The sequence below is a fragment of the Dyadobacter sp. HNCC25DJ186 genome (genome assembly GCF_056895235.1).
Genome location: NZ_JBXHAS010000009.1, coordinates 47806 through 63585, shown reverse-complemented (window position 1 = coordinate 63585; position 15780 = coordinate 47806). Strand labels below are relative to the sequence as shown.

Sequence of the window (15780 nt, the reverse complement as noted above, 5' to 3'; positions counted from 1 at the left end):
ATTCTGAACTAAACATACCATGCGGTATTTTCAAATTTTTTTTGCGATACTGATTTATAGCTGCATGCTCTCCTGCGGGCCGAAACTCCCTGTGGACATACAAACTGTATACGACGAGCTACCGGAACAGCTGGACTACAACCAGCACGTAAAACCTGTGCTTTCCGACAAATGTTTTGCCTGCCATGGGCCGGATAAGGCGAAACAGAAAGCGGGCTTGCGTCTTGATCTAAAAGAAGCCGCCTATGGAAAACTCCCGGAAAATCCGGACAAGGTTGCTATAAATCCGGGTGATTTGGAAGGGAGTGAGTTTTATCATAGAATTATTTCCAGCGATCCGGAATATATGATGCCCACGAAAGATTCACATTTGAGCCTGACTGCAAAAGAAAAGGCCATATTGATCAAATGGATTGAGGATGGGGCTGAATATAAGCCGCACTGGGCATTTGTAAGACCTGAAAAACCAGAATTGCCCAAGGTAAATAACAAAAAGTGGATAAAAAATCCGATTGACCATTTTATTCTGGCCAAACTTGAACAGGAAAAATTGACGCCGTCCATGGAGTCAGACAAGGAGTTATTGCTGCGCAGAGTTTCGCTGGATCTCACGGGGCTTCCGCCAACGCTTGAAGAAATGGACGCATTTTTGAATGATAAGAGTGCAAATGCTTATGAAAAACAAGTAAACAGGCTTTTGAAATCGCCGCACTACGGTGAGAAAATGGCGGTAGACTGGCTGGATCTGGCTCGTTTTGCAGATTCTCATGGATACACCGTGGACAGGCTCCGTGACATGTCACCTTATCGGGACTGGGTTATCGGCGCATTTAATCAGAATCTGCGCTATGATCAATTTGTTCAGTGGCAGCTTGCCGGCGATTTGATGCCAAAGCCCACCAAAGACATGATTATTGCTACTGCTTTTAACAGAAATCATCAGCAGAATATGGAAGGTGGAATTGTGGAGGAGGAATTTCAGACGGAATATGTGATAGACAGGACCAACACATTCGGCGATGCTATGCTTGGAATTTCAGTGGGATGTGCAAAGTGTCACGACCATAAATACGATCCGATCTCGCAAAAGAATTATTTTCAGCTTTTTAGCTTTTTTAATAATGTAAAAGAAGCCGGGCAGATTTCCTGGGATGACGCGCTGCCGACGCCCACGTTAATGCTGCCAACCGATCAGCAGGAAAAAATGCTTCGGTTCATAAATTCACGGATCGCTTCTGAGGAACTGGAGGTTGAGAATGCAAAATCGGCTTCTGAAAACGATTTCCGACAATGGATTAATAAGCAAAAATACAGGGAGTTGGGAAATGAAAACTTGCCCAAGACGAATTTGCAGGCGCATTTTTCTTTTGATAAAAACGCGTTGAAAAACGCTGTTAATCCAAAACAAACGGGTATCATGAAAAGAGAATCGGGGCAAACCGGAGATAGCCCAGTTTTTGTAACCCATGATATCGGGCAAGCTTTGGTGATGAACGGTGATGTTTTTTTAGATCTTGACCAAACGGGTGTGTTCCGCCGTTCTCAGCCTTTTAGTATTGGTATTTGGATCAATATTCCGAAAGGCCTACAAGAAGGCGTGATCCTGCATAAGTCCCAGGCTGAGCGACTTTACAATTTCAGAGGATATCATTTATACCTGAAAGATGACAGGCTGGAACTCAATATGGCGCATACCGCACCGTCAAACGCAATTACAAAAATAACGCAAAAAGGAATTCCCCGGGATCAGTGGATTCAGCTGACTATCACTTACGATGGCTCGTCAAAGGCCGGAGGTTTTAATCTTTTTCTTGATGGAAAAAAATGCGTTATGGAGACGACCATGAATCAGTTGACAAAGGATATTTTATTTAAAGGGGAAAAACAGCCGGGTTTACAAATTGGTGGATGGTGGCGCGGACTGGGTTTTAAAGGTGGGAAGGTCGATGACATCTTGGTATATGACAGGGTTTTGACGAATTATGAAATCGGAATTCTTGCCCGGAAAAAGTCCTGGGAAATGGTCGCTGGTAAAGCAAAAGAACAAATGTCAAGGCAAGATGTGGAGATTTTGAAAGCATACTATTTCTCAGCGGTCTCTACAAAGGTCATTGCAGCTTCCAGAAAATTGACCAAAACGAGAACGACGCTGGCTGACTCTTCGGAAAATATTCGCGAGCTGATGGTCATGCAAGAGATGAATAAACCGAAAAAAGCTCATGTCCTTTTACGCGGCAATTATGATGCATTTGGTGAAGAAGTTTCGCCAGATACGCCGGAATCTATATTGAAATTCCCAAAAAATCTTCCCAAAAATAGATATGGTCTTGCGCTTTGGTTGACTGATCAAGAAAATCCGCTGACAGCCAGAGTGGCTGTGAACCGTTTCTGGCAAAATTTCTTTGGTACCGGAATCGTCAAAACCACGGAAGATTTTGGCAATCAGGGCGAGCTTCCAAGCCACCCTGAACTGCTAGACTGGCTGGCAACCAATTTTCAGGAATCGGGTTGGGATATCAAAAGATTAAATAAAATGATTGTAATGTCAGCGAGTTATCGTCAGAATTCAAATACGACCAGAGAAAATCGCGAAAAGGATCCTGAAAACCGATTACTTGCACGAGGGCCTTCCAACCGGATGACTGCGGAAATGATCCGCGATAATGCACTAATGGCCAGCGGATTGATAAATAATAAAATCGGCGGGGAAAGTGTGAAACCATACCAACCGGATGGTTTATGGGAAATTAATAATACGACATACAAGGCGGATTCCGGTCAAAGTGTTTACAGAAGAAGTTTATATGTGATCGTAAAAAGGTCTGTTCCCAACCCGACACTTTCCACATTCGACGCGACTTCCAGGAGTTTCTGCGTTGTCAGAAGGCAGAAAACCAATACGCCGTTACAGGCTTTGGTGACACTGAACGATCCCACTTTTGTAGAAGCGATGAAAGTATTGGGAGAAAATATGAGCCGGATTTCTGATGCCAGACTGGCAATTATTATCGCATATAGAAAGCTTACCGGCCGGAAACCTTCTGTAAAAGAGATTGATTTGCTGGAAACGATGCAAAGGCATGAATATCAAAAATTTAAAAAGTCACCTGAGAAAGCAGTCGGTTGGTTTGGCGCGGGACAAGTAATCATCAATAAAAAAGCAGACTTAGCTTCGATAGCGGCAAACGCGATAGTCGCAAGTACCATATTGAATTCGGACGCAACATTGACCAAAAGATAACCTATGTCACAGCATCACGACGAAGAATTTAGACTGAATGGTCCCGAATTTGACCAGCTGAATAAAAAGCTGGACAGGCGGCGTTTTCTAAACAAAACATCGCTGGGATTAGGCGCGCTTGCCATGGGTTCGCTGCTGGGTGCCGGAAAGATTTTGAATACTTCCGGCTTAGCTGCGCCAGAAAGTGCTGCTGATTTTGAACAGGAAATACTTAAAGCATTACCGCATATTACCCCAAAAGCAAAACGGGTGATTTATCTCTTTATGAGTGGCGGCCCGTCCCAGTTTGAGACGTTTGACTACAAACCGAAATTGGTAGATATGGCCGGCCAAAATCTTCCGGATTCCGTTCGTCAGGGTCAGCGGCTTACGGGCATGAGTGCCAATCAAAGTGCACTTCCGATGGTTCCCTCGATATATAAATTTAATCAGTTTGGTAAAAGCGAAACCTGGGTCAGTGAGCTGTTGCCGCATACTGCAAAAGTTGTGGACGATCTGTGCATCATTAAATCAATCCATTCCGAAGCGATCAACCACGATCCGGCCATTACCTTTTTTCAAACCGGAAACCAGCTTCCCGGAAGGCCGTCGATCGGCTCCTGGGTAAGTTATGGTCTGGGGTCCGACAATCAGAATCTTCCAACATTTATTGTTTTGGTTTCGAAAAACGGATCGAAAGATCAGCCCTTGTACGCCCGGCTTTGGGGAAACGGGTTCCTGCCCTCCAAACATCAGGGTGTACAATTCCGATCAGGAAAGGACCCGGTTTTGTTTTTAAATAATCCCGAAGGTTATGACGGGACGGATCGGAAAGAGATGCTGGACTATCTGAAAAAACTGAATCAGCTACAAAATGAAGCGTATGGTGATCCCGAAGTAGATGCCCGCATTTCTCAGTACGAAATGGCATACCGGATGCAAACTTCGGTGCCGGAAGTGATGGATACAAAAGATGAACCTGACGAGGTGTTTGAGCTTTATGGCCCCGACAGCCGTGATGCAGGAACCTATGCTGCAAATTGTATTCTGGCAAGAAAACTGGTTGAGAAAGACGTCAAATTTGTTCAATTGTATCATCAGGGCTGGGATAACCATGGCGGCTTGCCAAAAGGGATCGCGCACCAATGTAAAAACACAGACCAGCCAACAGCGGCTCTGATTATGGATCTGAAAAGGAGAGGCCTTCTGGACGATACGCTAGTGATCTGGGGTGGTGAATTCGGGCGGACGGTATATTCTCAGGGAAAACTCACCGCTGACGATTACGGGCGAGATCACCACCCGAGATGTTTTACGATGTGGATGGCAGGAGCAGGCGTGAAACCGGGAATTAGCTATGGCGAAACGGATGATTTTAGTTATAACATCGTAAAGGATCCGGTTCATGTACATGATTTTCAGGCTACGTTAATGCATCTGATGGGCGTTGACCATGAGCGCCTGACCTACAAATTTCAGGGGCGACGATTCCGCCTTACTGATGTTCATGGATCCGTAGTGAAAGATATTTTGTCGTAAAAACCAATCACCGTTCCCGTATATAACATTTTCGTTGATGAGGAAAATAGTATTCTTTTGCTTTTGTATATTTCATTTCAACCAGCTCCTTGCCCAGTCGGAAAAAATTAGTGACTATCATGTGGTTTGGAATTCCCAAAGTAAAAATTCCTCCGAATCGATGCCTTGCGGCGGAGGGGATATCGGCCTGAATGTCTGGGTTGAAAATGGTGATGTTTTATTCTATTTGTCGAGAAGCGGCACATTTGACGAAAACAACCAGATGTTGAAGTTGGGTAGAATGCGGCTAAAAATTTCTTCTAACCCGTTCGAAGGGCAAGATTTTCGCCAGGAGCTCCGGCTCTTGGAAGGGGGGGTGAAAATTTCCGGCGGAGGTGTCGAGTTGAATCTTTGGGTTGATGTTTTTAATCCGGTAGTTCACGTAGATATAAAAAGTAAAAAAGCGATCAAATTGACTGCGGCTTATGAGTCGTGGAGGACTGAGGATCACCTGATAACCGGAACGGAATTCAGGGCAAATTCCTATCGGCATAAGCAGCCTTTTGCAGTGAAAACATTAAAAGATGAAGTTGCTTTTGAAGGTAACACAATTCTTTTTTACCACAGAAACAGTTCAGAGCGGGACGACATTTTTGATTATACCGTGAAAATGGAAGGGATGGATTCGGTAAAAAACGAAATGTTTGATCCTGTAAAAAACAATACATTTGGTGGGATGGTGTGCGGCAAAAACCTGCGGCCTTCGGGTAATGACCAGGGGCGTTATGCCAGTACTGATTACAAGTCCTGGAAACTGGAAAGTATTTCAGATGCCAGGAGCTTCCAACTCGAAATCGGTCTTCATGTGGCACAAGCACAGACGCCTTCCGTTTGGAAAAGTGATCTGGAAAAGATTATGAAAAAATCTGCTTCTGAACAGAAAATATCTCTGGGTAAAACCAGGCAATGGTGGAACGATTTCTGGAACAGAAGTTATATTTTTATTGAAGGAAGCGACAGCACAATCTCCCGGAATTATCAATTGTTCCGTTATCAGCTTGGTTGTAATGCTTATGGTAAGTGGCCAACGAAATTCAACGGTGGTCTGTTTACTTTTGATCCTGAATATGTTGATGAAAAATACAGTTTTTCGCCCGATTTCCGGTTGTGGGGTGGGGGAGCTATGACGGCTCAAAATCAGCGTCTTGTTTATTTTCCGATGTTGAAAAGCGGAGATTTTGATATGCTGAAAGCGCAGTTTGATTTTTATCTGAATATTCTTCACACCGCCGAATTGCGAAGCAAGTTTTATTGGCATCATGGCGGGGCTTCATTTACAGAACAAATAGAAAATTTCGGACTACCTAACATTTCTGAGTATATTATAAAACGCCCTGCCGGCTATGATGCAGGTATGGAATATAATCCATGGCTTGAATATTTGTGGGAAACAGTATTTGAGTTTTGTTTAATGATGCTTGAAACCGAGCGCTATGAAGGACGCGATATCCGTCCTTATATTCCTTTTATTGAAAGCAGTCTGACCTTTTATGATGAACATTATCAACAGCTCGCCTTGAAGTTTGGGACTAAAGCTTTTGATGAAAACGGTCATTATATATTTTATCCAAGCACGGCGGCAGAAACGTTTAAAATGACCTACAATTCAACAACGGTTATTTCAGCATTGAAAATAATTCTGGAAAGAATGCTGGCACTGCCCGATCCTTATCTTGATCAGAAACAAAAAGAGAAGTGGTCCGTCATGTTAAAACGTATTCCACCCATCCCATTCCAACAATTTGAAGGCCATAAAACGCTGGCGCCTGCGGTCACATGGAGCAGAGTTCAGAATTCGGAAACTCCGCAATTGTATCCTGTTTTTCCATGGGGAATATATGGCGTCGGGAAGCCGGATCTGGACATTGCTGTTAATACATACAAATTTGACCCTCATGTTATAAAATTCAGAAGCCATATTGGATGGAGGCAATATAGTATTTTCGCTGCAAGGCTTGGGCTTACGGATGAGGCTGAGTATTTGACAAGAGAAAAATTCAAGGATTCTAAACATCGTTTTCCGACTTTCTGGGGGCCTGGGTTTGACTGGACGCCCGATCATAACTGGGGAGGTTCTGCGATGATCGGTTTGCAGGAGATGGTCATGCAGGTGGATGATAAGAAAATTTATCTTCTCCCAGCCTGGCCTAAAAAATGGAATGGGAAATTTAAGCTTCATGCGCCATATCAAACTATCGTAGAGGCAGAAATTAAGGATGGGGAAATCCGGAATCTTGTCGTTTCACCGGAAAACCGGCGTCAGGATGTTATCATAAAATAAAACAGTATCCGGGTTCACATCCGGACACTGAAAGTTGTATGTAATCTTGATACAGATTACCTGAGCCGAAAACCCTGTTTTTGTTTTTCATAGACTCATACCTCCGTCTACGAAAATGTTTTGTCCGGTTATAAATTTTCCGGCATCCGAGCAAAGAAAGAGTGCCATACCAGCGCAGTCCTCCGGTTCGCCGATCTCGCCCGATGGGGTATGCAGCCTTTGAAGAATTCGCTCATCTGCCTCGGGTACGTGCTCATCAATCCGTGGTGTCGAAATAACGCCGGGTGCGAGGTTGTTTACCGTAACGCCCTTATCTGCAAGCTGCATGGCGATGTTCTGTACGAGATTTAGAACAGCAGATTTCATGGCGGCATAAGCAATCATGTTCGGGTGTGGTTTTACCTGTTGTACGCTGCCTATGGTCAGAATTCTTCCCCAATTTCTCTCAACCATGGCAGGAGCCAAATATTGCATTAGAAAAAATGTTGATTTAAAATTCGCCTGTATATGTTCGTCAAAATCGGCGGGTGTGTAGTCTTGCCAGTTCTTCGCTTTTTGGATCGAAGCATTGAGCACGAGGATATCAACCTTTTTTACTTTTTCCATGATTGACTCATAGAAATTTTCTACACCCTCATTTGCCGTAAAATCTTCCTGGACTATATGCACATCAACGTTATATTTCTCTCTTAAATGAGCTGCCAGTTTTTCAGCATTCTCTTCGCCGCCGTGGTGATGCAAAACTATATTTGCCCCAAACTCTGCAAAGGTAGTTGCGATTCCTTCACCGATTCCCTGGCTCGCACCTGTTATAACAGCCGTTTTTCCGGTTAACCTAAGTTTTTCTGAAAACATATTTTTCAATTTAGATGAGTACCTCGTTTCGCGGTATATTTAACAAAATGCTCCCTGGATCAGCCTTACCTGATAACAGAGAGCAAATTTGCTGTTAAAATATTCTACAAGCTTCCAACACTTGCTGAAAAAGTGTCATCGGACCTATCCGTCTGATTGGAGTCTTCGTGGGCTATTCCTCCGATGAAGTTTACCAGGTCTTTGTTTAATCTCTCTTTCTCAGTTATGAAAAGGCCATGAGGCGCACCTTCGTAAACTATATATTGTGCCGCCGGCAGCAGTTCAGCTGTTTTCTGGCCACTGACTTCAATCGGCACTGTTTTGTCAGCGTCTCCATGAATAATCAATACGGGTACTTTTATTTCAGCCAGATCTGCCCGAAAGTCGGTTTCACTGAATGACCGGATGCAACGGCTTGTAGCTCGTCCTGATGCCTGCAAGGCTAGAGCGTTATGCCAGGCCAGGATTTCGTCGCTTACGTTAGCGTTAAGAAAAGAATTGCCGTAAAATGATTTTGCAAACTCTGTAAGGAATTTAGGTCTGTCGTCCTCAGAACTTTCAACAAAACCATCGAACATTTCCTTTGGAAGACCATCCGGATTGTTGTCCGTTTTGAGCATAAATGGCACAACAGAACTTACCAGGGCGATTCGCGCAATTCTCTTGTCGCCGTATTTCGAAAGATAGCGGACCACTTCACCTCCTCCCATCGAAAACCCCACCAATGTAACCTCATACAGGTCAAGCTCTTCAAGAATTGCATTTAAGTCCGAAGCCAGCGTATCGTAATCGTAACCATCCCAGGGCTTATCAGATTTTCCGAAACCGCGTCGGTCGTAACCGATACAGCGTATGAAATGTTTGGGTAAAACGTTGAACTGGTATTCCCACATTTCACTGCTTAAAGGCCATCCGGATATAAACACCACGGGTTTTCCCTGACCGACATCCTGAACAAAAAGTTTAACCGGCTTTTCACCGGTACTTGACAATGATTCTACGAAAGTCATAACGATAAAAAATTTAGAATTTAGTTTGATGAATCAGCCCAGGCATAAAAACTTATACGTCTGGTGACTGGTCATTTAAAATAATCATTCCAAATTTGGACATCCTCGATAAGGTAATGGAGTTTATTTCTGTTGGCTCATTAAGTCAATCAAGTTATTTTCAGTCTATTTAAGAAAATCCGATCGGGAGTAAGTAATTCAATAATTTTTTGAATTAATCAGAAAAGTTGATAAATTTTATAATTAATTGTAAATAAGGGATATTGTGGGTACGCACACGTTATTTTATTTTAGATAATGTGTTTTATAAAAATATAAGTTGGAATTTTACTTAAATCCTCGAAAATTGGAAAATCTTTACACTTATATAAGACATCATTACCCGGAAATATCTGAAAAAAATTGGGAAGCGTTGGTTCAGGTTTTAACATCGATCCATTTTCGGAAAGGGGAGGCGCTATTGAAAACCGGCGAACTTTGTAAATCCATTTTTTTTATTGAAAGTGGATATTGCAGAGCTGTTTACAGCCACGAGGGCCAGGAGCTGAATACCAATTTCTATTTTGAAAATGAATTAGCCACCAACATCCGAAGTCTCAAACAAGAAAAGGGATCTGAATATGCAATTCTGGCTGAGGAAGATTTAGAAGCAATTATTTTCGATAAAGATAAGCTTTACGAACTTTTTAGCCGTTCATCAGAAATTGATGCCATGGGTAGGAAACTTATGGAAGGTGTTTTAGCCCGTCAGGAAGAACAGGCGAAATTATTTAAACTTGACACAGCCAGGAAACGATACGATTATATGCTTCTCATCCAACCTCAAATAGTGGACCGTGTTCCTTTGGAACATATCGCGTCTTATTTGGGTATTAGTTTGGACACACTTCTTCGAATTCATCCATCTGTTTAGCTCATTATCTTTTTGAAGTTTTTCAAACGATCTCAAACATCCTGACGCAAAACTTCAAGCGGTGATTTGGATAATATACCTCTGCTGTTGATCAAACCGATAAAAACAGTCAGTCCGGAAACGATCATAAATAAGAGTAATACCGGCAGCAATTCTGGCTTAAATTCTGTCTCAAAGGTGAATTTTGCCAGTGCATAACTGCTTATCAAAGCCAGCATAATACCAGTCGCAGCGGCCATCGCCCCCAAAAAGAAATATTCCAATGCCGTGATCGCAAAAATTTGCTTCCGGCTGGCACCAAGCGTTCTAAGCAAAACACTTTCCTGTAAACGCTGATATTTACTGATCAATACGGAGGAAATCAATACGACGAGCCCGGTCAGAATACTGAATCCCGCCATGAAACGGATGACAAATCCTATTTTACTAAACAGTTCGTCAATGACTTTTAAAACCAATGCAAGGTCAATAATGGAAACGTTGGGGAATCTCTGAACTAACGCAGTCTGGAATCTTGCTGACATTTCAGGAGAGGTGACACGCGTAAGTAAAACATGGAACTGAGGAGCTTCTTCAAGGACTCCATTTGGAAAAACAACAAGAAAATTCGTCTGGACTTCTGCCCAGTTTACTTCACGCATGCTGCCGACAACAGTCTGCATTACGGCTCCTTGCACATTAAACAAAAGGGTATCGCCCAATTTTATTTGATTCCTTTCAGCAAAACCTTCTTCGATAGAAATCGGAACAAGTTTTGAAGGATCTGTAAAAGAGTCTGTCCATTTCCCCTGAACCAGTTTTTCAGAGGCAGTTAATGAATCGCGGAATGTTACCCGATATTCCCTGCCAAAAATCCGTCTCGATTGTTTTTTCAAAGAATCATTTTTAATCTCAGATCCATTTTTTCCATTGACAGATTCCAGTCGCATGTTGACAATTGGAACCGTTTCATCTACCGGTAATCCCTGTTGTTTAGCAAGTGAGACGACCGCATCTTTTTGATTTGACTGAATATCAAAAAGAACAATATTAGGCTTGTTGCCGCTCGACGACAATTTTACACGGTTGAGTAGAATAGTTTGTGTGAAAAATAAAGTACAGATAAATAAAGTACCCAGTCCAATGGAGACAATCAGGATTACGGTCTGATTGTTGGGACGGAATAAATTTGCAAGTCCTTGTCTCCATAGATAACTCCATGACGAAGGGAAAAATCTCCGCACGAGCCACATAAGGCCTGTTGCAATGGCAGTGAGAACAAGGAAAGAACCGAGGATACCGCCCGTAAAAGATAAAGCCTGAATCCAGTTCCGCGTTTGAAGATAAGAAAATCCGAAAATGAACAGGACGATCAGAACATAGACCATCCAGATAACCGGATCTTTTTCTACACCGCTGCTTTCACTGGTATTACGAAGGACATTTAAAGGTGAGATTTTCCGGATACCTACCAATGGCGGCATTGCAAAAAGTATGGAAATGATCAGTCCTATACCAATTCCTTGACCAATGGCTGGCCATGAAATTCCGGTGGTAACTTCAAAGGGTAGAAAATCTTTTAGAACGATCGGCAAAAACTGCTGAATAATACTTCCCAGGCAGGCACCTAAAATTGAACCAAAAAGTCCGATTCCGGCGATTTGAATAAGATAAATTAAAAAAGCCTGATAACCTTTCACACCCAGACAACGTAAAATTGCAATGGAGTTGAGTTTTTCCCGGATGTAAATATGAACCGCGCTGGCAACACCTATGCATCCAAGCAGAAGCGCGATGAAACCAACAAGTGCCAGAAATTGAGTCAGATCCTTAAAAGATCTGCCGGTATCTTCTTTTTGACTTTGTACCGTTTTATTGTCCAGATCCGCCGCCTCCAGCCTTGGTTCTATGGTTTTCAAAAGTTTTTCAACGTCGGTTTTGGGTTTGAACCTGATATAATGTCTGTATGCAACCCGACTTCCTTTTTGCATCAAACCGGTTTGGTCCAGATACTTCATGGGAATGTATACCGAAGGAGCGACTGAACTTGTGAGCCCTGTTTGTCCCGGAGCTTTCATCAGAATTCCGGCAATGCCAAAAGTTTCTTCGCCTACTTTTATAGAGTCACCGACTTTGGCGTTGTATTGGAGCATCAGTGTCTGGTCCACAATCGCTAGTTTTCCTAACCTGAAATCTTTCCCGGCAGTAACGGGAATTGTTTCTAATGCTCCGTAGAAAGGGAAATTTCCGTCCAGCGCTTTTACCTGAGCCAGACGATTACCGCCGCTTTTTGGAAATAAAATCATGGAAGCAAAACTTCTTTCTTCCGACCGTTCTGTGCCCAGCGAATCAATCAGTTTTTTTGCATTTCCAGTCACGGGACGGTTTCCAGAAATCTGGAGATCTGCTCCCAGAAGTTCAGCGGCCTGACTGTCAATATTTTGCCTGAGATTATCGCCTAAGGAATAGATTGCTACAAGCGCAGCAATTCCCAGCACGATGGACGATACGAAAAGGAGAAGTCTCGACCGGTTTTTCCTGCTATCGCGCCAGGCCATTTGCAAAAGCCATGGAAAGTTCAGGCTGTTTTTTTTATCAAAAGAATTGTCGGGAGAAATCATTTTGTCTGAGTATCGGAGATAATTTTTCCTCCTTTAATTTTGATAATCCTTTGCGTTTTTGCGGCAAGATCCAGATCGTGGGTGACGACGACCAGGGTTGTTCCTGCTTCTTTGTTCAAATCAAAGAGCAATTTGACCACTTTTTCACTCGTTTCAGCATCCAGATTACCGGTAGGCTCGTCCGCGAAAAGTATCTGAGGTTTATTGGAAAATGCCCTCGCCAGTGAAACGCGCTGTTGCTCGCCACCACTCAGTTGCGTAGGATAGTGGTGACTACGCTCCGCCAGTCCAACTTTATCCAAAAGGTCCAGGGCCCGTGGACGGATATTTTTTTCGCCGCGCAGTTCCAGCGGTACCATCACATTTTCAAGAGCAGTCAGGGTCGGCATGAGTTGAAAGTTCTGGAAAATAAATCCGACATACTGATTACGAACTGCCGCCAGCTGATCTTCGGTCAGCCCATCCAGACGTGTTTCATGTAATTCAACTTTTCCAGATGAAGAGCGGTCAAGACCGGCACACAATCCTAAAAGCGTTGTTTTTCCACTTCCGGATGGTCCAACGATGGACATCGTCGAGCCGGCTTCGACAGAAAAACTGATATTATCCAGGACGGTTAGGGAACGATCGGCACTTTTATATATCTTACTTACCTGTTCAAGTTTGAGTATTGTATTCATCAATTAATTTCGTTGTAGCGTTACTTATTTTCCTGATTGAAAAGGGCATGAAGATCCCAGATTTTCGAAGAAAACGATCTGACAGGTAATATAAACCATTAATATTATATTTTTACATGTTGATGCCGCTCAATTACAAAAATGAACGCACTGGAATTGTATTTATCAAAAATCATCAACGAAGTATTTAATTAAAATAATCATGAATTCAATTTTTTCATTCGCGCGACTCTTGGTTTTAGTAATGCTAATTACCGCGTGCAATTCAAACAAAAAAACTGAACCAACTCAAAATGATTCAACGGCAAGCGAAAAAGTAGTTGAGAAGAAAACCACCAGGACAATTCTTTTCTTCGGTAACAGCCTGACCGCGGCGTATGGTCTTGATGATCCAACACAAGGTTTTGCGGGACTGACACAGAAAAGAATCGATTCGCTGGGACTTAATTATAAAGTAGTCAATGCGGGCGTGAGCGGAGAAACTTCGGCGGGAGGTAACAGCAGGATTGACTGGATTTTAAAGCAACCTGTGGATATTTTTATTCTCGAACTTGGTGGAAATGATGGCCTTCGCGGTATTCCTGTAAGCGAAACGAAGAAAAATTTACAAGCGATTCTGGACAAGGTGAAAACAAAATACCCGGATGCGAAACTGGTTTTAGCCGGAATGCAAATGCCGCCAAGTATGGGCAAAACCTACACGTCAGCGTTCAGGAATGTGTATCCAGAACTTGCGAAAAAAAATGATCTGACTCTTATTCCATTTTTGCTGGAAAACGTAGGCGGAGAGGCAAAACTAAATCTTCCCGACGGCATACACCCAACCGAAGAAGGGCATAAAATTGTTGCTGAAACAGTTTGGAATACGCTAAAAGACATCTTATAATGGACCTTGGGATATCAAATTGGTTTAATGATATCCCAAAGTTCAAGTTTTGCCTGAAGTATCTCTTTTTTTGAAATATAATTGTCAAAAGTGTCATGTTTGAGACCGTTGACAAATTGTGGCTTCATGACGCGGGTAATGTATTCGTTATCACTGAACGGGTCTATCCATTTGTCAGCATCTTTTTCTTTCAGGAAAATTGAATATCCCCAATTCGATTTATTAAGATGTACATATAACCAGACCGATACTTTAACCAGACTCCCATCTTTGCGTTTAAATACCTTTTCGTGTGTCATTAAAATAAACTGTTTACGCTATTCCAAATGGTTCATAACCAGCTCCTGAATTGTTCGTTCAAGCGCTTTTTTAATTTCATTTATTTTACTGAGAACAGGATCTGTTCCTTCGTTGTTATGGATTAATTTAACATAACTTTCCCGGATTCTGCCCGTAACCTGAAAAAGGGGGTCTCCTGCGCTTTTGTATATTATCGATTCCAGATCCTGTTTTACGAATTCATCGAGAATATCATCGGCAATGTTTTCCGGATATTTTTCGATCGTGTCAAAGATAAGAAATCCATTCTCCTGCTTGCATTTTATAAAATCTGCCATGTCTGAGCGTTGTAATTTTCACTGCCAAAATTATTATACCAAAAAAACCAGTGCGGATCAAAAAGGGTTGCACTGGCATTCATATTAATCAAAATTTTCGATCATTAATCTTCATGGATCTGACGACCGCCATAACTATTCCAGGCCGTGATGATGTCAAGTCTGACTACAACTGTTTTTGGTTTAAAACCAATGATTATGCCACCCTCTTTTAAACTTTTATCATAATGCTCTGCATGATGTTCCGGAACGCCCGACCCGATCAACGCGCCAATGATGCCGCCTGTCAGTCCTCCTGCCCCCGCACCTGTGAGCGATGCCAGGATTGGTCCGGCGACAGCGATTCCTAATCCGGGAATAAAAACTGCAGTACCGATCGCTGCAATCGCTCCGGCAACCGCCCCGACAGTTCCGCCAATGGCAGACCCCAATCCGGCATTTTCCAAAGTTTTCGTAGTCAGGTCGGAATGATCTAGGTCAGAGAAATGCAACTTTCGCGTTTCGTCTGATATCAAAACCGTTATTTCTTCTGATAGGTAGCCTCGGGAAATTAATTCATTGTATGCCCGTTCAGAACTGTCTTTTGTTTTAAAGACAGCGGTAACATTATCGGGGATAATGATCTCGTCAGGATTCTCCATTGTTATCTAATTGTTAAATCTTGAATGGTTCAGCTTTTTATTTTTTGTTTGTAACAATTATGCCAACAAACGGATCAGCCTTTTGAAAATGTGGCCATAAAAAAACTCAGAACTAATGAAAGTTCTGAGCCAATATTTATTGATGAAGTATTTTGTTAGACGACTCTGTCTCCACGGATCACTCTTAATATCACGGCAACAACAGCGATTACCAGCAATACGTGAATGATGTTTCCCATTCCGAAGCTAGCGAAGCCGAAATAGCCAATTAGCCACAAAATAACCAGAATAACGGCTATTGTATAAAGTAGATTTCCCATGGTGGTAGTAAGTTAGTTTGATTGATAATGTTTGATAAAGCTTGTTAAAATTAAGTGCCAGCGCATTTTTTATTCTGAAAAACGAGTTAATTCCCCGTATTTAACCAGAATCAGCACTTAACTTCATTTTTATCCCTAATAGTTGTAGAAAAAAGCCCTCAATAAGTCGTTTCAGTGTT

Annotated in this window: 13 protein-coding genes; 5 read left to right on the top strand and 8 right to left on the bottom strand. The window is 42.5% G+C overall.

Annotation, left to right across the window (positions count from 1 at the left end; translation table 11 throughout):
- The first annotated feature begins 19 nt into the window (after positions 1-19).
- From AC1XUO_RS22665 to AC1XUO_RS22655, 3 genes are read left to right on the top strand one after another with little or no spacing between them, the layout of a single operon-like run.
- Positions 20-3241, top strand: a complete 3222-nt coding sequence (locus tag AC1XUO_RS22665) for a DUF1553 domain-containing protein (protein WP_483332117.1) — start codon at positions 20-22, stop codon at positions 3239-3241.
- Positions 3242-3244: 3 nt separating this feature from the next.
- Positions 3245-4759 carry a DUF1501 domain-containing protein gene (locus AC1XUO_RS22660; protein ID WP_483332116.1) on the top strand — a complete coding sequence of 505 codons (1515 nt, stop codon included), beginning with the start codon at positions 3245-3247 and terminating at the stop codon, positions 4757-4759.
- 37 nt (positions 4760-4796) lie between these two features.
- Positions 4797-7079 (top strand): DUF5703 domain-containing protein, encoded by a 2283-nt coding sequence (locus AC1XUO_RS22655; protein WP_483332115.1) that lies wholly within the window; start codon positions 4797-4799, stop codon positions 7077-7079.
- 87 nt (positions 7080-7166) lie between these two features.
- Here AC1XUO_RS22655 and AC1XUO_RS22650 read toward each other — a convergent pair whose 3' ends face one another.
- Positions 7167-7934 carry an SDR family NAD(P)-dependent oxidoreductase gene (locus AC1XUO_RS22650; protein WP_483332113.1) on the bottom strand — a complete coding sequence of 256 codons (768 nt, stop codon included), beginning with the start codon at positions 7932-7934 and terminating at the stop codon, positions 7167-7169.
- Between the two features lie 104 nt (positions 7935-8038).
- The gene (locus AC1XUO_RS22645) at positions 8039-8944 is read right to left on the bottom strand and encodes an alpha/beta fold hydrolase (protein WP_483332111.1); all 906 of its coding nucleotides are present in this window, start codon (positions 8942-8944) and stop codon (positions 8039-8041) included.
- A gap of 346 nt (positions 8945-9290) precedes the next feature.
- On the opposite strand from AC1XUO_RS22645, the gene AC1XUO_RS22640 reads away from it, so the two are divergent.
- Positions 9291-9857 carry a Crp/Fnr family transcriptional regulator gene (locus AC1XUO_RS22640; protein WP_483332109.1) on the top strand — a complete coding sequence of 189 codons (567 nt, stop codon included), beginning with the start codon at positions 9291-9293 and terminating at the stop codon, positions 9855-9857.
- A gap of 32 nt (positions 9858-9889) precedes the next feature.
- On the opposite strand, the gene AC1XUO_RS22635 is transcribed toward AC1XUO_RS22640, so the two are convergent.
- Together AC1XUO_RS22635 and AC1XUO_RS22630 are read right to left on the bottom strand one after the other, a co-directional pair.
- Complete coding sequence (locus tag AC1XUO_RS22635; protein ID WP_483332107.1) at positions 9890-12457, bottom strand: ABC transporter permease; 2568 nt, start codon at positions 12455-12457, stop codon at positions 9890-9892.
- Positions 12454-13137, bottom strand: coding sequence for an ABC transporter ATP-binding protein (locus AC1XUO_RS22630; RefSeq protein ID WP_483332105.1), 684 nt, complete (start codon positions 13135-13137; stop codon positions 12454-12456). Before AC1XUO_RS22630 ends, AC1XUO_RS22635 begins: the two co-directional genes overlap by 4 nt.
- Before the next feature lie 202 nt (positions 13138-13339).
- Between AC1XUO_RS22630 and AC1XUO_RS22625 the strand changes: the two genes are divergently transcribed.
- Positions 13340-14023: an arylesterase gene (locus AC1XUO_RS22625; protein ID WP_483332103.1), complete on the top strand. Its 684-nt coding sequence runs from the start codon at positions 13340-13342 to the stop codon at positions 14021-14023.
- 14 nt (positions 14024-14037) lie between these two features.
- Here AC1XUO_RS22625 and AC1XUO_RS22620 read toward each other — a convergent pair whose 3' ends face one another.
- The 4 genes from AC1XUO_RS22620 to AC1XUO_RS22605 all read right to left on the bottom strand — a co-directional run bounded on the left by AC1XUO_RS22620 (position 14038) and on the right by AC1XUO_RS22605 (position 15601).
- Positions 14038-14322, bottom strand: a complete 285-nt coding sequence (locus AC1XUO_RS22620) for a hypothetical protein (protein ID WP_483332101.1) — start codon at positions 14320-14322, stop codon at positions 14038-14040.
- Between the two features lie 18 nt (positions 14323-14340).
- A complete protein-coding gene (locus tag AC1XUO_RS22615) occupies positions 14341-14640 on the bottom strand; it encodes a hypothetical protein (protein WP_483332099.1) in 300 nt (99 codons plus the stop codon).
- Positions 14641-14744: 104 nt separating this feature from the next.
- A complete protein-coding gene (locus AC1XUO_RS22610; protein ID WP_483332097.1) occupies positions 14745-15281 on the bottom strand; it encodes a hypothetical protein in 537 nt (178 codons plus the stop codon).
- A gap of 155 nt (positions 15282-15436) precedes the next feature.
- Positions 15437-15601 carry a lmo0937 family membrane protein gene (locus AC1XUO_RS22605; RefSeq protein WP_235153449.1) on the bottom strand — a complete coding sequence of 55 codons (165 nt, stop codon included), beginning with the start codon at positions 15599-15601 and terminating at the stop codon, positions 15437-15439.
- Positions 15602-15780: the final 179 nt, after the last annotated feature.